Here is a 19,839-nt window from a genome sequence, read left to right as displayed (position 1 = left end):
AAACGGTGGGGCCATCATGGCCAGACAACGAAAGCGCAACGCGCGTACCAGGCAAATCGACGACGCCGTTGCTGGGCATGGCGGGTCATTATCGCGCAGCCCCCTGAAATGGAAAATGCCGCGTCGAGACGCGGCATTGTTATTTTCAGTGGTCAGACCGGCGAGTCTCAGACAGCTTGCTGCAGGATCACCGCATCGGCCTTCTTGGTGTAGGAGGCGATCTCGTTGAAGTTCAGGTAGCGGTAGGTGTCAGCCGCAGTGGCGTCCAGGGTCTTGGCATACTGCAGATACTCTTCCACGGTCGGGATCTTGCCGATGATGGCGGCAACCGCGGCCAGCTCGGCAGAAGCCAGATAGACGTTGGCACCCTTGCCCAGACGGTTCGGGAAGTTGCGGGTGGAGGTGGAGACCACGGAGGCCCCTTCCGCTACCCGCGCCTGGTTGCCCATGCAGAGGGAACAGCCCGGGATTTCGATGCGAGCACCGACGCGACCAAAGATGCCGTAGTAGCCCTCTTCGGTCAGCTGATCCTTGTCCATCTTGGTGGGCGGCGCGATCCACATGCGGGTCGGCAGCTCGCCCTGATACTTCTCGAGCAGTTTGCCGGCGGCGCGGAAGTGGCCGATGTTGGTCATGCAGGAACCGATGAACACCTCGTCAATCTTGTCACCTGCCACGTCGCTCAGCAGACGGGCATCGTCCGGATCGTTCGGCGCGCACAGGATCGGCTCCTTGATGGTGGCCAGATCGATCTCGATGATTTCGGCGTACTCGGCATCCTTGTCCGCTTCCATCAGTACCGGGTTGGCCAGCCACTCTTCCATCCCCTTGATGCGGCGGGTGATGGTGCGCACGTCGCCGTAGCCTTCGGAGAGCATCCACTTCAGCATCACGATGTTGGACTTCAGATACTCGATGATCGGCTCTTTATCCAGCTTGATGGTGCAACCAGCGGCGGAGCGCTCGGCGCTGGCGTCCGCCAGCTCGAATGCCTGCTCCACTTTGAGGGTCGGCAGACCTTCGATCTCGAGGATGCGGCCGGAGAAGATGTTCTTCTTGCCCGCTTTCTCGACGGTCAGCAGCCCTTTCTGGATGGCGGCATACGGGATGGCATGGACCAGGTCACGCAGGGTGATACCCGGTTGCAGCTCGCCCTTGAAGCGCACCAGCACGGATTCCGGCATGTCCAGCGGCATCACGCCGGTGGCGGCGGCGAAGGCCACCAGACCGGAGCCCGCCGGGAAGGAGATGCCGATGGGGAAACGGGTGTGGGAGTCACCACCGGTACCCACGGTATCCGGCAGCAGCATGCGGTTCAGCCAGGAGTGGATGACGCCGTCGCCTGGACGCAAGCTCACACCGCCGCGGTTCATGATGAAGTCCGGCAGGGTGTGGTGGGTCTGCACGTCGATGGGCTTGGGATAAGCCGCGGTGTGGCAGAAGGACTGCATGGTCAGATCGGCGGAGAAGCCGAGGCAGGCGAGATCTTTGAGCTCGTCGCGGGTCATCGGGCCCGTGGTGTCCTGGGAGCCGACCGTGGTCATCTTGGGCTCGCAGTAGGTGCCGGGGCGAATGCCCTTCACGCCGCACGCCTTGCCCACCATCTTCTGAGCCAGGGTAAAGCCCTTGCCGGTATCGGCCACCGGCTGCGGACGACGGAACACGGTGGAGAACGGCAGACCCAGCGCTTCGCGGGCCTTGTCGGTCAGGCCGCGGCCGATGATCAGCGGAATGCGGCCACCGGCGCGCACTTCATCGATCAGCACCTCGGTCTTCAGTTCGAACCGGGCCAGCACCTCGTCGGTGCCGTGGCGGGTGATCTTGCCCTCATAGGGGAAGATGTCGATGACATCGCCCATTTCCAGCTTGGAGACGTCCACTTCGATGGGCAGGGCGCCGGCATCTTCCATGGTGTTGAAGAAGATCGGGGCAATCTTACCGCCGAGGCAGACACCGCCGGCGCGCTTGTTCGGCACGTGCGGAATGTCGTCGCCCATGAACCAGAGCACAGAGTTGGTGGCGGATTTGCGGGAAGAACCGGTACCGACCACGTCACCCACGTAAGCCAGCGGGAAACCTTTCTCTTTCAGGGCATCGATAGTCTTGATGGGGCCGATGACGCCATCCTTGTCCGGGGTGATGCCGGGGCGGGAGTTCTTCAGCATCGCCAGGGCGTGCAGCGGAATGTCCGGGCGGGACCAGGCGTCCGGCGCCGGCGACAAGTCGTCGGTGTTGGTTTCGCCGGTCACCTTGAAGACGGTGACGGTGATCTTCTCGGCCAGGGCCGGGCGGTTCAGGAACCACTCGGCGTCAGCCCAGGATTGCAGCACCTGCTTGGCGTGGGCATTGCCCGCCTTGGCCTTCTCTTCCACGTCGTGGAAGGAGTCGAACATCAGCAGGGTGTGGGAGAGGCCCTTGGCGGCAAGAGGAGCCAGGGTCGCATCGTCCAGCAGGTCGATCAGCGGCTGAATGTTGTAACCACCCTGCATGGTACCGAGCAGCTCGACGGCTTCGGCGGCAGTCAGGATGGGGGAATGGGCCTCGCCCTTGGCGACGGCGGTGAGGAAGCCGGCTTTCACATAGGCCGCTTCATCAACACCCGGGGGAATGCGGGAGGACAACAGTTCTTTCAGAAAGTCCTGTTCGCCGGCGGGCGGATTCTTGATCAGCTCAACCAGGGCGGCGACCTGCTCTGCGTCCAGAGGTTTGGCAACCACGCCTTCGGCGGCACGTTCTGCGACGTGTTTACGGTATGTTTCAAGCACGACTAATTCCTCTTTGGTCTTTTTTTTGGGGTTCGCCCAAGCTCGCGGCGATCGTCCTTGCGGGACACCCGTAGGGTGCCCCCCACTATATAAGTTTTAACGACTAATTAAAATCCAAACCCTGTGCAGTTATTCATCAAACCAGCATAACCATATAAACCCATTAGGTTTTTTTAGAGTGACAAGCCGCCCACCCAAGGTGAGTTAACAAAAAGGCAGCATTTCGCCCTTATTGGAACGTAGTGCCCAATTGCAGATAGAACATGTCGTGCCCCCCCTCCGCCACGCCATAGCCGAGGAAGATGGGACCGAGGAAACTCTCCACCCCCATATAGAGGGAACCCGAGGTATAGGAGGATTCGATGCTGATGTCCTCCCCCTTGTCCCAGACCCCCCCTTGCTCGAGGGAACCCCCGAGGAACAGGGGCGCCTTGAAGGCACCGAAATCGTTGTCCGCCACCCGGTAGATGTAGCGCAATCCGCCGAACAGGCTGTAGCGACCGCTCAACTGGTAATGCTGGAAGCCGGACATGCGGAACAGCCCGCCCAGATCCTGCACGAACAGTGGTACCGTCTCCTGGGAGCTTGAGCCGCCCCCTTCCAGCATCAGGTTGAGGCTGTGTCTGTCCCAGGACCAGGGCTTGATCATCACCAGCCGGTAATTCACCCCCTCGGCCTGCTCGGAGGGCGCGTCCGCGGGGTCGAGATCGACGTAGGAGTAGCCACCCTTGATGTCCCAGTAGACCCCCTGATAGGGGAAGTAGCGGCTGTCGAGGGTGTCGTGCTCGAAGCGGATGTAGGGTCCCCAGGCGGAGGCATCGGCATCCGCGTTGGTGAGGTTCTGGATCTCCACGCTGCCGATCTTGCCCTCCAGCCCAAGGGAGAAGCGGCTCCAGGGCTGGCGATTCCAGCCGACGGCGAGATCCACGCTGGTGAAGCTGTACTCGGAGTCCAGATAGCTGACCCCGGACGAGGACCTGCTCTCTTCCGGGAAGAAGACGCGTCGCTGGGTCTTGTCGTAGGCCAGGCTCGTCTCGCCGAAGTAGGTCTGGGAGGGCTCCAGCGGGGTGTAGAAGTCGGTCTTGAGGTGCTTGGCGGTCCCGAGGGACGCCTCGGTCAGCCACTCGCCTCCCCAGTCGTTCACGTTGGTCAGGGTGTAGGACATGCCGACGTTGTAGTTGGAGCTGCTCTCGAAGTCATCGGAGAACCCGAGCTGGAAGTTAAGATAACCCGGCCCCCAGTTCTTCTCGCTGGCGTCCACCACCAGCACGTTCTCCCCGTCCCGCTCCTCCACCTCGTAGGTGATCCGATCGAACGACTCCAGGGCGTAGAGGCGACGGATCCCCGCCTCCAGGCTCTCGTAGGTCTGCACCTTGTCCGGACGCACGTTCAGCATGGCCCGCACCGTGTCGTCGGAGAGGCGCGACTTGTTGATGATCTCCACCTTGTCGATGTAGTAGGCGGGCTGGCCGCTGCGCTCGGCGCGCCGGCTCAGCTTGCCGTTGCGATAGTCGGCGTAGGCGGCGGGCGAGAGAGAGAGCGCATCGAGCCGGGCCGCAGCACTGTTGGCGACCGCCTCCCCGATCTTGATCCCCTCCGGCATCAGGGCGAAGTCGGCGATCCCCATGTTGCCGAACTCGGGGGTCAGCAGGATGTCCCTGGGGCCCAGCAGCGCCTTCTGCTTTTCGGTCCCCACCTGGGTCATGTAGGTGGTGAGCTGATCGATCATGGCCAATCCCGACTTGAGGGACTCCCGGGTACGCAGCTTGGCGCTGATGTCCACCGCGATCACCACGTCGGCCCCCATGGCCTTGGCCACGTCCACCGGCATGTTGTTGACCGTGCCACCATCGGCCAGGATGCGGCCGTCCCAGTCCACCGGCTTGAGGGCACCGGGAATGGACATGGAGGCCTGCATCGCCTTGGCGAGGCTGCCGTGATCCAGCACGAAGGGGGTCACCGTCTCCATGTCGGTCGCCACCGCGCGATAGGGGATAGGCAGGTTGTCGAAGCTCTTTTGCGCCGGCAGGTTGGAGGTGGCGTGGCGCAGCAGGCTGGCCATGGACTGTCCCTGGAAGAAGCCGTCCGGCAGCTGGGTCTGGTCACCGTTGACCCCGATGTCGGTGCGCAGCTGGTACTTCTCGGTCTGCTGCTTCTTGCGCAGGGAGAGCTCGTCGCGCCCCACCTTGTCCTGATAGCCCTTGTTCCAGTCGATGGCCAGCGTCGTGCGCTCCACCTCCTCGGCGCTGAGCCCCATGGCATACATGCCCGCCACATAGGAGCCCATGCTGGTCCCGACGATGATGTCCACCGGGATGTGCTTTGCCTCCAGCACCTTGAGCACCCCGATATGGGCCGACCCCTTGGCACCGCCGCCGCTCAGTACCAGGGCGATCCTCGGACGCTCCATCTTGGTTGCCCCCGGGTTTCTGGCCGAAGGCGCGGGATCATTGGCTCCGGCCGCCGCCATGAACGGCAGGGTCGCCAGCAGGAGCACGAGCAGGTGGGTCCATCCCCGATGAAAGATGCGCATATGAGAGTCCATAAATCCGGTGCGAGTCGAGCGGGCAGGCCGCCAGTCAGGTGCAGCCTACTATAAGTGCAAGCACTTTAACCGCAAGCCGGGGTGCTGGCGAGGGGTCGCCCCGCTTGCGACGATGTCTTGGCAAAATCGGGCGCCAATCCAGTCCAATCCGGGTGTGAGCGCAAACGTTAATCGACAATAAACGCCCCCGCCGCCTCAAGAGCGCGCCAAATCAGCCGCTATTATGAGTTCAACCCTGGTTCACACTTCCGAGTCACCCTTATGTTCGCAAGCCTGACACTGAAACAGAAAATTCTGGCCACCGTCATCCTCGCCGTGGCCCTCTCCTGCCTGCTGGTGGGCTATTTCAGCCAGCGTTCTGCCCAGCAGCTGATCGAGGACCGCATGTTCGAGCAGGAGCTGCCCAACCTGACCCAGCGCATCGGCAAGGAGATCGAAAAGGATCTCACCTCGGTCGCCAATGCCGCCAGACAGCTTGCCAACGACCGCTTCGTGCTGGACTGGGTCGAGCGCGGCATGCCCAAGGAGCAGGAGTCCATCCTCATCAACCAGCTCAAGGACATGACGAGCCAGTATGGTCTGGTCACCGCCTCCTTCGCCGATCGTCAGAGTGCCGCCTACTACAACCAGGACGGTTTTCTGCGCATCCTGAACCACGAGCAGGACAACTGGTTCTATGACTACACCAAGAGCCGCCAGGATCTGATGCTCAGCATCTTTCGGGAGAGCAACGGCGAGGTGAAACTGTTCGTCAACTTCCAGCAACTCGACGGACGCGGCCTCGCCGGCCTCGCCAAATCCCTCGACAGCATGGTCAGCATGCTCGCCAACTTCCGTATCGGCGACAGCGGCTTCGTCTTCATGACAGACGGCAGCGGCAAGGTGAAGCTGCACCCAGACGCCGCCCGCATCGATCGGGACAACCTGACCCAGCTGGCCAGCGGCAGCAGCACCAACCTGCTCAACAAGCAGCCCTTTGCCGCCACCCGTGCCGAGGTCGACGGCCAGCCAGTGATCCTGGCCAGCAGCTACATCCCCCTGCTCGACTGGTATCTGGTGGCCCAGGTGCCGGAGGCCGAGATTTATGCCGAACTGGACAGAGCACGCCTGCACATGGTGCTGGTCAGCCTGGCCATCGCCGTCGGCATGGGGTTGCTCGGCGTTCTCCTGGCGGGCTCCGTGAGCCGCCCCCTCAACGAACTGGCCCGCCTGTTCCGCGAACTCGGCAGCGGTGATGGCGACCTCACCCATCGCCTCAAGGTCGATGGCCGTGACGAACTGGCCCAGGTGGCGACCGGCTTCAACAACTTTGTCGCCAAGATCCACGGCTCCATCGAACAGGTGGCGAGCAACTCCCGCCAGCTCGCCGCCACCGCCAACGAGGTGGCCGCCAAGGCCCAGCTCACCCAGCACAACTGCACAGCCCAGCGGGATCGCACCGTCCAGGTCGCCACCGCCATCCACGAGATGGGAGCCACCGTCAGCGAGATCGCCGGCAATGCATCCCTGGCAGCCGACGTCGCCAAGCAGGCCAACGAGCAGGCCGATGCGGGGGCCCAGGTCGTCGCCCAGGCCCGCCACGGCATCGTCGGCCTCTCCGGTGAAATCGAACAGGTCGCCGGGGTCATCGAGTCCCTGGCGAGCCAGACCGACTCCATCGGCAGCATCCTCGACACTATCCGCAGCATCTCGGAGCAGACCAACCTGCTGGCCCTCAACGCCGCCATCGAGGCCGCCCGTGCTGGCGAGCAGGGCCGTGGCTTCGCCGTGGTGGCCGACGAGGTGCGCAACCTCGCCAGCCGCTCCGCCGCCTCCACCGCCGAGATCCAGGGCATGATCAACAGCCTCCAGGAGCAGAGCGCCCGCGCCGTCAGCGCCATGGCCCAGGGCCGCAACCAGAGCCTGCGGGTGGTGACCCAGGCCGACGAGGCCAACGGCGCCCTCGACCAGATCACCGGACACATCACCCAGATCAGCGACATGAACATCCAGGTCGCCACCGCCACCGAAGAGCAGTCCAGCGTGGTCGGGGAGATAAACCGCAACGTGGAGGACATCAACCAGCTCACCATGGAGACCGCCGACATCGCCCATCACCTGACCGAGTCGAGCCGCAACCTGCAGCACCTCTCCGGCGAGCTCGACAAGCTGGTCGGCAACTTCCGGCTGTAACTTTTGACTCCCATTTCATCACCCGACAGAAGGCGCTGCGGCGCCCGCTGTCGCCACCACGGCAAGCCGTGACGCAGGCGCTTTTGCACCGCCTCCACCGGCTTCTGAAAATGCCCCATAATCAGGAAAACGCGAGGAGGTATGATGGGCAAGCTGGTCGTGATGATAGTGCTGGGGGTGCTGCTCAGTGCCTGCAGCAGCGGGCCCGTGCGGGTGCACGGGGCCGATGTGAGCGTGGACGATACCCGGATCCGGGTCAGCGACGGGAATCGCGGAGGCGACGGCACCTTCTGCCCACCGGGACAGGCCAAGAAGGGGCGCTGCTGACCGCAGGGTGCCGAAAGACAGACAACAAAAAGCCGCTCCATGGAGCGGCTTTTCTTATGAAACGGGCAGAAGATTATTTTTTCTTCTTGGCCTTGGCGTTCGGCAGGTCGGTGATGGAGCCTTCGAACACTTCGGCAGCCAGACCCACGGACTCGTGCAGAGTCGGGTGAGCATGGATGGTCAGCGCGATGTCTTCAGCGTCGGCACCCATCTCGATGGCCAGACCGATTTCACCCAGCAGTTCACCGCCGTTGGTACCCACGATGGCACCACCGATGACGCGGCCGCTCTCCTTGTCGAAGATCAGCTTGGTCATGCCGTCGGAGCAGTCGGACGCGATGGCGCGACCGGAAGCAGCCCACGGGAAGGTGGCGACTTCGAAGTTCAGACCCTGTTGCTTGGCTTCCTTCTCGGTCAGACCCACCCAGGCCATCTCTGGCTCGGTATAGGCGATGGACGGGATCACTTTCGGATCGAAGTAGTGCTTCTTGCCGGCGATGACTTCGGCCGCCACGTGGCCTTCGTGTACACCCTTGTGGGCCAGCATGGGCTGACCGACGATGTCGCCGATGGCGTGGATGTGGGCCACGTTGGTACGCAGCTGCTTGTCGACTTCGATGAAACCGCGCTCGTTGACGGCAACACCGGCCTTCTCGGCATCCAGCATTTTGCCGTTCGGCACACGGCCTACGGCAACCAGCACGTTGTCGTAGCGAACCGGCTCGGCCGGGGCGTGCTTGCCTTCGTAGGAGACGTACAGGCCGTCTTCACGGGCTTCAACAGCGGTGACCTTGGTCTCCAGCATGATGTTGAATTTCTTGGCAACGCGCTTGGTGTAGATCTTGACGATGTCTTTGTCGGCAGCCGGTACCAGCTGGTCGGCAAATTCCACCACGTCGATCTCGGAACCCAGGGAGGAGTACACGGTACCCATCTCCAGACCGATGATGCCGCCACCGATGACCAGCAGCTTGCCAGGAACGGTCGTCAGCTCCAGCGCATCGGTAGAGTCCCATACGCGGGGGTCGTCATGGGGGATGAACGGCAGCTTCACCGGACGGGAACCGGCGGCGATGATGGCGTTGTCGAAGGTGACGGTGGTCTTGCCGTCGGCGCCTTCCACTTCCAGCGTGTTCGGACCGGTGAACTTGCCGAAGCCGTTCACGACCTGGACTTTACGCATCTTGGCCATGCCAGCCAGACCGCCGGTCAGCTGGTTGATGACCTTCTCTTTCCACAGACGCACCTTGTCGATGTCGGTCTGCGGGGCACCGAAGACGATGCCGTGCTCGGCCAGCGCCTTGGCTTCTTCAATGACTTTGGCGACGTGCAGCAGTGCCTTGGACGGGATGCAACCCACGTTCAGGCAGACGCCACCCAGGGTGGAGTAACGCTCGACGATAATGGTATCCAGACCCAAGTCAGCCGCACGGAAGGCAGCGGAATAACCGGCAGGGCCAGCACCCAGTACTACGACCTGGGTTTTGATTTCTTTACTCATCATGACCTCTTTGTCGTTCTTATATCCCCGGACAGCACAGTCTTATGCCAAACAAGGCCGCTGCAGCCGTGAAAAAAACGGGGCAAGTTTACAATCCTGTTAACGAAATGAGAAGCAAAAAGGGCGGGCTCTGGGCCCGCCCTCTCACTTACAGGACCAGTCGACGAATGTCGGACAACACACCACTCAGGGTGGTGATGAAGCGGGCACCGTCGGCGCCATCGATGACGCGGTGGTCGTAGCTCAGAGCCAGCGGCAGCATCAGGCGCGGCACGAACTCTTTACCGTTCCACTTCGGCTTCATCTCGGACTTGGAGACGCCCAGGATGGCCACTTCCGGCGCGTTGACGATCGGGGTAAAGCTGGTACCGCCGATGCCACCCAGGCTGGAGATGGTGAAGCAACCGCCCTGCATGTCGGCAGCGGTCAGCTTGCCGGCACGGGCCTTCTTGGAGATCTCGGCCAGATCGCGGGACAGCTCGTGGATGCCCTTCTTGTTGACGTCGCGAACCACCGGAACCACCAGACCGTTGGGGGTATCCACCGCCACACCGATGTGGATGTACTTCTTCATGATCAGCTTGCTGCCGTCTTCGGACAGGGCGCTGCAGAAGCGCGGATGGGCTTCCAGGGCCTTGGCGGCCGCCTTCAGGATGAACACCAGCGGGGTGATCTTCACGTCCAGCTTCTGCTTCTCGGCCAGGATGTTCTGCTCTTTGCGGAACGCTTCCAGATCCGTGGTATCGGCTTCGTCGAACTGGGTGACGTGGGGGATCATGGCCCAGTTGCGGTGCAGGGCAGGACCGGAGATCTTCTGGATACGGGTCAGTTCCAGCTCTTCGACAGGGCCGAACTTGCTGAAATCAACCTTCGGCCAGGCCACGACGCTCATGCCGTTGCCGTTGCCGTTGCCAGTGCCGGTACCGGCAGCCGGAGCGGACTCGGCGCGCTTGACCGCATCCTTCACGTAAGCCTGCACGTCTTCTTTGACGATGCGACCCTTGCGACCGGAGGCTTTCACCTTGGCCAGGTTGACACCGAACTCGCGCGCCAGACGGCGTACAGCCGGGGAGGCGTGGACGTAGGCGTCGTTGGCGACGAAATCGGAGGCGGCAGCAGCCTGGGCAACCGGTGCAGGAGCGGCGGCAGCCGGAGCGGCAGCAACGGGCGCTGCGGCAGGAGCCGGAGCAGCCACGGCAGCCGGAGCGGCACCCGCCACTTCGAATACCATGATCAGGGAACCGGTGGAGACCTTGTCACCCGCCTTCACCTTGATCTCCTTGACCACACCGGCGAACGGCGCAGGCACTTCCATGGAGGCCTTGTCGCCTTCCACGGTGATCAGGGACTGGTCGGCTTCAACCTTGTCACCCACGGCGACCATGATTTCGGTCACTTCCACTTCGTCACCGCCGATGTCCGGCACGTTGACGTCCTTGGCACCGGCGGCAACCGGAGCAGCGGCAGCCACGGGGGCAGCAGCAGGAGCCGGCGCGGCAACAGCGGCCGGGGCAGCGCCCGCCACTTCAAAGACCATCACCAGGGAGCCGGTAGAAACCTTGGCGCCGGCGGCAACCTTGATCTCGACCACGCGACCGGCGAACGGTGCCGGCACTTCCATGGAGGCCTTGTCACCTTCCACGGCAATGATGGACTGGTCGGCTTCAACCATGTCGCCCACGGCAACCATGATCTCAGTCACTTCGACTTCGTCGCCACCGATGTCCGGCACGTTGACGTCCTGGCGAGCGGCAGCAGCAGGAGCGGCGGCCGGCGCGGCAGCAACCGGGGCAGCAGCCTGGACCGGAGCCGGTGCGGCAGCACCCTCGGCTTCGAAGACCATGATCTGGGAACCGGTGGCAACCTTGTCGCCCACCTTGATCAGGATCTCTTTGACGATACCGGCGGCGGGGGCCGGGACTTCCATGGAGGCCTTGTCACCTTCCACGGCGATCAGGGACTGGTCCAGTTCGACCTTGTCACCCACGGCCACCATGATCTCGGTGACTTCAACTTCATCGGCACCGATATCCGGCACCATAATCTGTTTGGACATTGCGCTTTATCCTCTTGCGTGCATCCGCGTGGCAGCCTGAGCATCACCACGCGCATCCCGCGTTATCCGTTTAAACCCAGGCAAGGTCGCGCCGGATACCCGGCGCGACACTCAATCCTCTTACGCGTACAGCGGGTTGACCTTGTCGGCATCGATGCCGTACTTGGCGATGGCTTCGGCCACAACCTGCTTGTCTACCTCGCCGCGCTTGGCCAGTTCGGTCAGGGCAGCAACCACTACGTAGAACTCGTTCACTTCGAAGTGACGACGCAGGTTGGCACGGCTGTCGGAGCGGCCGTAACCGTCGGTACCCAGTACACGGTAGTTCTCGGTCGGAACGAAGGCACGCACCTGATCGGCGAAGGACTTCATGTAGTCGGTCGCGGCGATGGTGGCTTCGCTGCCCAGTACCTGAGCGATGTAGGGCACACGCGCTTCGGCGGTCGGGTGCAGCATGTTCCAGCGATCCGCGTCCTGACCGTCACGAGCCAGTTCGTTGAAGGAGGTGACGCTGAACACGTCGGAACCCACGCCGTACTCGCTGGCCAGGATTTGGGCGGCAGTACGCACGTGACCCAGGATGGAACCACAACCCAGCAGCTGTACCTTGGCCTTGGTGCCGGCCACGGTTTCCAGCTTGTAGATACCCTTGCGGATGCCTTCCTCGGCGCCTTCCGGCATGGCCGGCATGGCATAGTTCTCGTTCAGGGTAGTGATGTAGTAGAACACGTTTTCCGGGTTCTCACCGTACATGCGGCGCAGGCCGTCCTGTACGATCACCGCCACTTCATAGGCGTAAGACGGGTCGTAGGAGATGCAGTTCGGGATGGTGTTGGCCAGGATGTGGCTGTGACCATCTTCGTGCTGCAAGCCCTCTCCGTTAAGAGTGGTACGACCGGAGGTCGCGCCCAGCAGGAAGCCACGGGCTTGCTGGTCACCGGCTGCCCACGCCATGTCGCCGATCCGCTGGAAGCCGAACATGGAGTAGTAGATGTAGAACGGGATCATCGGGCAGTCGTTGGTGCTGTAAGAGGTGGCAGCAGCCAGCCAGGAGGACATGGCGCCCAGCTCGTTGATACCGTCTTGCAGAACCTGACCCTGCTTGTCTTCCTTGTAGTAGGAGACGATGTCGCGGTCTTGCGGGGTGTACTGCTGACCGTGCGGGCTGTAGATACCGATCTGGCGGAACAGGCCTTCCATACCAAAGGTACGGGCTTCGTCAGCAAGGATCGGGACGATGCGCTTGCCGATGGACTTGTCTTTCAGCATCACGTTCAGGGAACGCACGAACGCCATGGTGGTGGAGATTTCGCGCGCCTGTTCACCCAGCAGCGGACCGAAGGCATCCAGCGCCGGGATTTCCAGCTTGGTGGTGCTCTCGCGCAGACGGGTCGGTACATAGCCCTTCAGTGCGGCACGGCGGGCGTGCAGGTACTTGTGCTCTTCGGTACCCTCTTCGATCTTCAGGTACGGCAGGTTTTCCAGCTGCTCGTCGGTGACCGGCAGGTTGAAACGATCGCGCAGGTGACGCACGGAGCCCAGATCCATCTTCTTGACCTGGTGAGCAATGTTCTTGCCTTCGGCCGCTTCGCCCATGCCATAGCCCTTGATGGTCTTGGCCAGGATCACGGTCGGCTTGCCCTTGGTCTGTGCAGCCTTGGAGAAGGCGGCGAACAGTTTGCGGGGGTCGTGACCACCGCGGTTCAGGGCGAAGATCTCCTCGTCGGTCATGTCTTTGACCAGCGCGGCGGTTTCCGGGTAACGGTTGAAGAAGTGCTCGCGCACGTAGGCACCGTCACGGGACTTCATGGTCTGGTAGTCACCATCCACGGTCTCGTTCATCAGCTGGATCAGCTTGCCGGAAGTGTCTTTCTTCAGCAGCTCATCCCACTTGCGACCCCAGATGACCTTGGTCACGTCCCAGCCAGCGCCGGCGAACAGACCTTCCAGCTCGTTGATGACCTTGCCGTTGCCGACAACCGGACCATCCAGACGCTGCAGGTTGCAGTTGACCACGAACACCAGGTTGTCGAGCTTTTCACGCACGGCAACGGTCAGGGCACCCTTGGCTTCCGGCTCGTCCATCTCGCCGTCACCCAGGAAGGCGTAAACGGTCTGCTCGGAGCAATCCTTGATGCCACGGTCGGTCAGGTACTTCAGGAAACGCGCCTGATAGATGGCGGCGATGGGGCCCAGACCCATGGAAACGGTCGGGAACTGCCAGAATTCCGGCATCAGTTTCGGGTGCGGGTAGGAAGGGATACCCTTGCCATCCACTTCCTGACGGAAGTTGTCCAGCTGCTCTTCGGTCAGGCGACCTTCGGCGAATGCACGGGCGTAGATGCCCGGGGAGATGTGACCCTGGAAGTAGACCAGATCGCCACCGTCCTTCTCGTTGCGGGCACGGAAGAAGTGGTTGTAGCAGACTTCATAGATGGTCGCGGAAGAAGCGAAGGAAGACATGTGACCACCCAGGTCCAGGTCTTTCTTGGAGGCGCGCAGCACGATCATCATGGCGTTCCAGCGGATGATGGCGCGAATGCGGCGTTCCATTTCCAGGTCGCCCGGGTAAGCCGGCTCGTCGCTGGACGGAATGGTGTTGATGTAGTCGCGGTTTGCCTTGGCAGCCACGTCCACACCGCTTGCGCGGGCTTTCTCGGCCAACTGTTCAAGGATGAACTGAGCGCGTTGCGGACCCTCTTCACGCAGCAGGGATTCCAGAGAGGCAAGCCACTCCAGCGTTTCTATCGGGTCCACATCGTTCTTCAGGATATCAGACATGGCTGGTTCCTATGTTGTTGTGATTGCACGGCATTGCACGGCGAAGGGCGCAAGCATTCGACAATTAAGAAAGCCTTGTGGGATTAGTTTTCCTGCTGACGGATCCGACGCATGGATCGCTGGATCCGGCTGTCTTCCCTCTGCATATCCAACAAGGTGTCCTCGATAAAGGCCAGGTGCTCATGACAAGCAGCCCTGGCCCGCTCCGGAGCCCCCGACAGGATAGCCTCGATCAGGCTCGCACGATGGCGACGGATCTTGGCGACCACTCCCGGACGGCGATTCAAAATTTCGTTATTGCGTAAAATGTTCTGCTCGAGCATGGGGCCCATGGCCCGCAACAGGTGCAGCAGCACCACGTTGTGGGAGGCCTCGGCCACGGCCAGATAGAACTGGGTCACGGCGGCCGATTCGACCACCAGCGACCCTTGCTGACCGGCTTCTTCGATGGCGGCTTGCGCCAGGCGAATCCGTTCGAAATCAGCCTCGGTGCCCCGCAGCGCCGCATAGTAGGCACAGATGCCTTCCAGCGCGTGACGAAACTCCAGCAGGTCGTACTGGGCTTCCGGGTGAGTGCTGAGCAGTTCGAACAGGGGGTCGGCGATCCCCTTGCTCAGGGCATTTTGTACGTAAGTGCCACCGCCCTGACGACGATACAAGAGTCCTCTCGCTTCCAGGCGCTGGATGGCTTCGCGCAAGGAAGGGCGCGACACCTGAAACTGGATGGCGAGTTCCCGCTCGGGCGGCAACTTCTGGCCCGGCTGCAGGCTGCCTTCCAGAATCATGCTTTCCAGCTCGGCGACAATGGCGTCGGCCAGCTTGGGCTGAGTTATCTTGATATAGGGCATGAGGCTACTTTGTTAAATTGGTATTACCAATTTTATGGTTGGGGCGAAAATTAGCAGAGGGCTTGAAAAAAGTCCACCCAAAAGATGATCTGAATCAAGAAGCTCGGTTGCCACTTTGGGGGTAAAAACGCGGAATCATGATATAGCTCATAGAAAATGGTCTGACCAATATTTGTGAGCTTGCTCACCGATAACATTTGGCCAACAGCATGAAAAATGGCTTGCTAGACAAGGCAAGCCATTGATTCTAAAAACACAAAATAATTTTTAGATTTTTCACTCAAAGTGAAGCTTTTCCCGATAGCGAGGCCATTCGAAACTGTCACCCGGATCCGTCTTGCGGCCCGGCGCGATGTCGCAGTGGCCGACAATACGGTCCGCCGTGATGGCGGGATAACGGTGAACAATCGCCCGGCTGAGGTCCGACAGCACCTCGTATTGCTTGTCGCTGTAGAGAAGCTCGTCGGTCCCTTCCAGTTCAATCCCGATGGAAAAATCGTTGCATGCCTCCCTCCCTTCCCAGATCGAGACTCCCGCATGCCATGCCCTGGCGCCAAAAGGCACGTACTGTACCAGCTCCCCATCGCGGCGGATCAGACAGTGGGCCGAGACCCTCAGTTGGTGAATACCGGCGAAATAGGGGTGAGCACCGGGATCGAGGCGCCCCAGAAACAGATCGTCGATAAAGGGGCCACCAAACTGCCCGGGGGGCAGGCTGATACCGTGTATCACCAGCAAGGAGACATCCTCCGGGCTGAGCCTCTCATTGTGATGGGGGGAAGGCACCTTGCGGGCCTGCTCGCACCATCCTTCTCGATCGATGGAAAACAGGGTTGTGGGTTGTGTCATCGTCTGCTCGACTCACAAATGGAAGCGATGTGCCTCTGGCGGGATGGGAAAACTGGGAACAAGTCTCTGAATTCATGGATAACGCTATGTTAGGCTGAGCCATTCACTCGCGCGATATGGGACACACTATGCACCCGATGGCACGCCGTCTCTGGCTGCTCGCCTGGCTCTCGCTGCTGGGTCTGCTGACCCTCTACTTTCATGGTCGTGAACAACCGTCGGTGACCGCCAACGGGGAGCTGCTGCTCAAGGCCGATGCCAGCGGTCACTATCGTCTGGAGGGTGCCATCAACGACCAGCCGGTGCAACTGCTGCTGGACACGGGGGCCACCCGGGTAACCATACCGAGCCAGGTGGCGTCACGCCTCGGTCTCGTCGCCACCGGTCGCAGCCTGGTCAATACGGCGGCGGGCCAGATCCAGGTTCAGACCGGCCGGATCGAAAGCCTGGCGATGGGTCCGCTGACCCTGTACGATTTGTCCGTCTTTATCAATCCGGCTGCCGACGGGGAGGAGATCCTGGTGGGCATGAATGCCCTGGGCCGGCTGGAATTACGTCAGAAAGACAGGCAGTTGCTTCTCAGACCCTTGCAGGAATAAGGCATGTTACAACAGGACATCCGCCGCGCCGTGCGCGCCGCACTACTCGAAGACTTGGGCGATGCCCTCACCACACTGGATCAACCGGATGCCAGCGCCGATATCACCGCCCAGCTGATCCCGGCCGACCGCATCTCGACGGCGCGGGTCATCACCCGCGAGGCCGGCGTATTCTGCGGTCAACCCTGGGTCGACGAGGTGTTTGCCCAGCTCGGTGGCGAAGTGAAGGTCGAGTGGAAAGTGCAAGATGGTGAACGCCTTGCCCCCAATCAGGAGCTGTTTCGCCTCCACGGCCCGGCCCGGGTGCTGCTGACCGGCGAGCGCAATGCCCTGAACTTCGTGCAAACCCTGTCCGGCGTCGCCACCCTGACCGCCCGTTATGTGGCCGAGCTGGAGGGAACGGACTGCCGATTGCTCGACACCCGCAAGACCCTGCCGGGTCTTCGCACCGCCCAGAAGTATGCGGTCACCTGTGGCGGCGGCAAGAACCACCGCATCGGTCTCTATGACGCCTATCTCATCAAGGAGAACCATATCCTCGCCTGCGGCGGTATAGCGCCGGCGATCGCACAGGCACGCTACCTCAATCCGGGCAGGCCGGTGGAAGTGGAGGTGGAGTCCCTGGCCGAGCTGGAGCAGGCGCTGGCAGCCCGTGCCGACATCGTGATGCTGGACAACTTCGACATACCCATGATGCAGGAAGCCGTTCGCCTCAATCAGGGCAGAGCCAAGCTGGAAGTCTCCGGCAACGTCACCCTCGATACCCTTGCCGGATACGCCGCGACCGGGATCGACTTCATCTCGGTGGGAGCGCTGACCAAGCATGTGCGGGCACTGGATCTCTCCATGCGCTTTGTCGAGGCTTGAGCAAGCCCCATCCGTTGCTCGTGCCCAAAAATATTACAGGGCTCGAAACTTGCAAAAGGCGCCATCGGCGCCTTTTCTTTATGCAGGATCCCACGACATAAGGAGTATGAAGATGAGCCCTCCCGCCTCATGACAAGTGCCAATAGAAGCCATTTAATCTTTGATTTTTCTACACATTTCACTAAATGACATAAAAGCGGCGAACAAGGTCCCCGCCTCTGTTGCCAACCCGAAGCGCTCGGATAAGATGCTGGAGTGTGGATAGATTTCCACCGGCACTTTTCAGGAACCATGGACAAAAGGATATTTGACATGAAAAAACAGTCAGGGTTTACGCTAATCGAATTGATGATAGTCGTTGCGATCGTCGCCATTCTGGCCGCCATCGCGTTGCCGGCGTATCAGACATATACGTTACGAGCCAAATTTTCTGAAGTAATAGCTGCAGCTGGACCAGCTAAAACAGCCTTTGAGGTATGTGCTCAAGGGTTGGATGTTGCACCTGCAGATATTAACACAAGCACTGCAGGTGCTGGGGCAGAGTGCGTAGATGCAGCAAATAGCGCTTTGGCATCTGCCATTGTCAATTCCAATACTGACAGAATTGATATCTCTTCAGCAGCAGGCGATACGTTGGCGGCAGCAAGCGGAGCCAGAGGGGTGAATATTCAAGTTAAAAGCGGTGCAGACTTTGATGCTCTGGATCCAGCAAACCCCACCTTTGTCTTGTCTGGTACGATTGAAGACTCAAAGCAAGTTAATTGGACAAGAACAGAAGGAACCTGCGCTCAAGCTGGTATGTGCTAACGCATGACCTCTAGCCTCAATAGCGGCCTGGCCACCAGCCTGGCCGCTTCCTCCCTCCTCAGTGAGCCGGACTCACTGCGCTACCTGAGCCAGGCCAGGGCGCAGCGCAAGCCCTTTGTCACCTTTCTGATCGAGAACGATATCCTCGACAGCAAGGCGCTGGCGGATTTTTGCGAGCTGGAGTATGGGGTACCTCTGCTGGATCTTGCCGCCTTCGACTTGGCCGAGATCCCGCAGAAATACCTCAATCAGAAGCTGATCGAGAAACACCACGTTCTGCCCATCTACACACAAGGTCACACCCTCTATATCGCCATGTCAGACCCGACTAATGTGTCGGCCCTGGAGGATTTCGGCTTCAGCTTCGGCCTGCACACGGAAGCCCTGCTGGTCGAGGAGAGCAAGCTCACCGCAGCCATCGGCAAGCTGATGGAGAGCGAGCAGGATACCCTGGGTATGGATCACATCGACGAGGCCGAAATCTCGGAGCTCGAGGTCTCCGACGAGGGCTCGCGGCTCGATGAGGGGGTCAATACCACCGACGACGACGCCCCCATCGTCAAGTACATCCACAAGATCATGATGGACGCCATCAAGCGCGGCGCCTCGGACCTGCATTTCGAACCTTACGAGACCAAGTACCGGATCCGCTTTCGGATCGACGGCATACTGCACGAAATCGCCACCCCGCCAGTGAACCTGGCAAACCGTTTCGCGGCGCGCTTAAAAGTCATGGCGCGGCTCGACATCGCCGAGCGGCGTCTGCCCCAGGATGGCCGCATCAAGCTCAAGATTTCGCGCAACAGATCCATGGACATGCGGGTCAACACCCTGCCCACCATGTGGGGCGAGAAGATCGTCATCCGGCTACTAGATTCATCTGCAGCCAGGCTCAATATCGATCAACTCGGCTTTGACGACCGCCAGAAGGGACAATACCTGCACGCCCTCTCCAAACCCCAGGGGATGATACTGGTCACCGGCCCCACCGGCTCGGGCAAGACGGTATCGCTCTATACCGGTCTCAATATCCTCAATACCAACGAGGTCAACATCTCCACCGCCGAGGATCCGGTGGAGATCAACCTGCCCGGCGTGAACCAGGTGCAGATCAACCCCAAGGCGGGGCTCACCTTCGCCAGCGCCCTGCGCTCCTTCCTGCGCCAGGATCCCGACATCGTCATGGTGGGGGAGATCCGGGATCTGGAAACCGCCGAGATCGCCATCAAGGCCGCCCAGACCGGCCACCTTGTGCTGTCCACCCTGCACACCAACTCGGCGGCCGAGACGCTCACCCGGATGATGAACATGGGTGTCCCCGCCTTCAACATCGCCTCCTCGGTCACCCTCATCATGGCCCAGCGCCTCGCCCGCAAGTTGTGCGATCACTGCAAGGCGCCCGAGGTGGTGCCGGAAGCCGAGCTGCTGGAGCTGGGCTTTACCCAGCAGCAACTGGCCGCCGGCTTGCGACTGTTCAAGCCCGTGGGGTGCAAGGAGTGCTCGGGAGGCTACCGAGGACGGGTCGGGATCTATGAGATCATGCTGATGTCAGACAACATCGCCAAGCTCATCATGCAGGGCGCCAACTCGCTGCAAATCGCAGCCATCGCCCAGAAGGAAGGGATGCGCACCCTGCGCACCTCCGGCCTTGAAAAAGCCCGCCTGGGAGTCACCAGCCTGGCCGAAATAAACAGGATCACTACCAACTGAGTACGCTGTGTT

13 protein-coding genes are annotated in these 19,839 nt (G+C 61.1%); 6 read left to right on the top strand and 7 right to left on the bottom strand.

Annotated elements, in window-relative coordinates; translation table 11 throughout:
- Positions 1-167: 167 nt before the first annotated feature.
- Positions 168-2,765 carry a bifunctional aconitate hydratase 2/2-methylisocitrate dehydratase gene (gene acnB / locus J9893_RS06100; RefSeq protein WP_203763235.1) on the bottom strand — a complete coding sequence of 866 codons (2,598 nt, stop codon included), beginning with the start codon at positions 2,763-2,765 and terminating at the stop codon, positions 168-170.
- A 229-nt stretch (positions 2,766-2,994) separates the two neighbouring features.
- Entirely contained in the window at positions 2,995-5,298 is a 2,304-nt protein-coding gene (locus J9893_RS06095; RefSeq protein ID WP_041211778.1) for a patatin-like phospholipase family protein, read from the bottom strand.
- Between the two features lie 273 nt (positions 5,299-5,571).
- On the opposite strand from J9893_RS06095, the gene J9893_RS06090 reads away from it, so the two are divergent.
- Complete coding sequence (locus tag J9893_RS06090) at positions 5,572-7,482, top strand: methyl-accepting chemotaxis protein (RefSeq protein WP_210600918.1); 1,911 nt, start codon at positions 5,572-5,574, stop codon at positions 7,480-7,482.
- A 144-nt stretch (positions 7,483-7,626) separates the two neighbouring features.
- A complete protein-coding gene (locus tag J9893_RS06085) occupies positions 7,627-7,809 on the top strand; it encodes a hypothetical protein (protein WP_104452207.1) in 183 nt (60 codons plus the stop codon).
- A gap of 73 nt (positions 7,810-7,882) precedes the next feature.
- Here the strand turns inward: J9893_RS06085 and lpdA are convergent, their stop codons facing one another.
- The 5 genes from lpdA to ampD form a co-directional block, all read right to left on the bottom strand.
- Positions 7,883-9,310 (bottom strand): dihydrolipoyl dehydrogenase, encoded by a 1,428-nt coding sequence (lpdA, locus tag J9893_RS06080; protein WP_010675812.1) that lies wholly within the window; start codon positions 9,308-9,310, stop codon positions 7,883-7,885.
- 148 nt (positions 9,311-9,458) lie between these two features.
- The gene (gene aceF, locus J9893_RS06075; protein WP_210600917.1) at positions 9,459-11,366 is read right to left on the bottom strand and encodes a pyruvate dehydrogenase complex dihydrolipoyllysine-residue acetyltransferase; all 1,908 of its coding nucleotides are present in this window, start codon (positions 11,364-11,366) and stop codon (positions 9,459-9,461) included.
- Positions 11,367-11,486: 120 nt separating this feature from the next.
- Positions 11,487-14,147, bottom strand: coding sequence for a pyruvate dehydrogenase (acetyl-transferring), homodimeric type (aceE, locus tag J9893_RS06070; RefSeq protein WP_039040509.1), 2,661 nt, complete (start codon positions 14,145-14,147; stop codon positions 11,487-11,489).
- A gap of 83 nt (positions 14,148-14,230) precedes the next feature.
- Positions 14,231-14,995 (bottom strand): pyruvate dehydrogenase complex transcriptional repressor PdhR, encoded by a 765-nt coding sequence (gene pdhR / locus J9893_RS06065; RefSeq protein ID WP_010675815.1) that lies wholly within the window; start codon positions 14,993-14,995, stop codon positions 14,231-14,233.
- Between the two features lie 276 nt (positions 14,996-15,271).
- Positions 15,272-15,844 carry a 1,6-anhydro-N-acetylmuramyl-L-alanine amidase AmpD gene (ampD, locus tag J9893_RS06060; protein WP_210600916.1) on the bottom strand — a complete coding sequence of 191 codons (573 nt, stop codon included), beginning with the start codon at positions 15,842-15,844 and terminating at the stop codon, positions 15,272-15,274.
- A gap of 128 nt (positions 15,845-15,972) precedes the next feature.
- Between ampD and J9893_RS06055 the strand changes: the two genes are divergently transcribed.
- From J9893_RS06055 to tapB, 4 genes are all read left to right on the top strand, one after another.
- Positions 15,973-16,443 carry a retropepsin-like aspartic protease gene (locus J9893_RS06055; protein WP_210600915.1) on the top strand — a complete coding sequence of 157 codons (471 nt, stop codon included), beginning with the start codon at positions 15,973-15,975 and terminating at the stop codon, positions 16,441-16,443.
- 3 nt (positions 16,444-16,446) lie between these two features.
- Complete coding sequence (gene nadC / locus J9893_RS06050; RefSeq protein ID WP_210600914.1) at positions 16,447-17,310, top strand: carboxylating nicotinate-nucleotide diphosphorylase; 864 nt, start codon at positions 16,447-16,449, stop codon at positions 17,308-17,310.
- 312 nt (positions 17,311-17,622) lie between these two features.
- A complete protein-coding gene (gene tapA, locus J9893_RS06045; protein WP_210600913.1) occupies positions 17,623-18,117 on the top strand; it encodes a prepilin-type N-terminal cleavage/methylation domain-containing protein in 495 nt (164 codons plus the stop codon).
- 3 nt (positions 18,118-18,120) lie between these two features.
- Positions 18,121-19,827: a type IV-A pilus assembly ATPase PilB gene (gene tapB, locus J9893_RS06040; protein WP_210600912.1), complete on the top strand. Its 1,707-nt coding sequence runs from the start codon at positions 18,121-18,123 to the stop codon at positions 19,825-19,827.
- Positions 19,828-19,839: the final 12 nt, after the last annotated feature.

The sequence above is a fragment of the Aeromonas sp. MaB10011B genome, assembly GCF_017939325.1.
Classification (GTDB): Bacteria; Pseudomonadota; Gammaproteobacteria; order Enterobacterales; family Aeromonadaceae; genus Aeromonas; species Aeromonas caviae.
The sequence above is the reverse complement of the archived record's forward strand: the minus strand, read 5'-3'. Positions and strand labels throughout refer to the sequence as shown.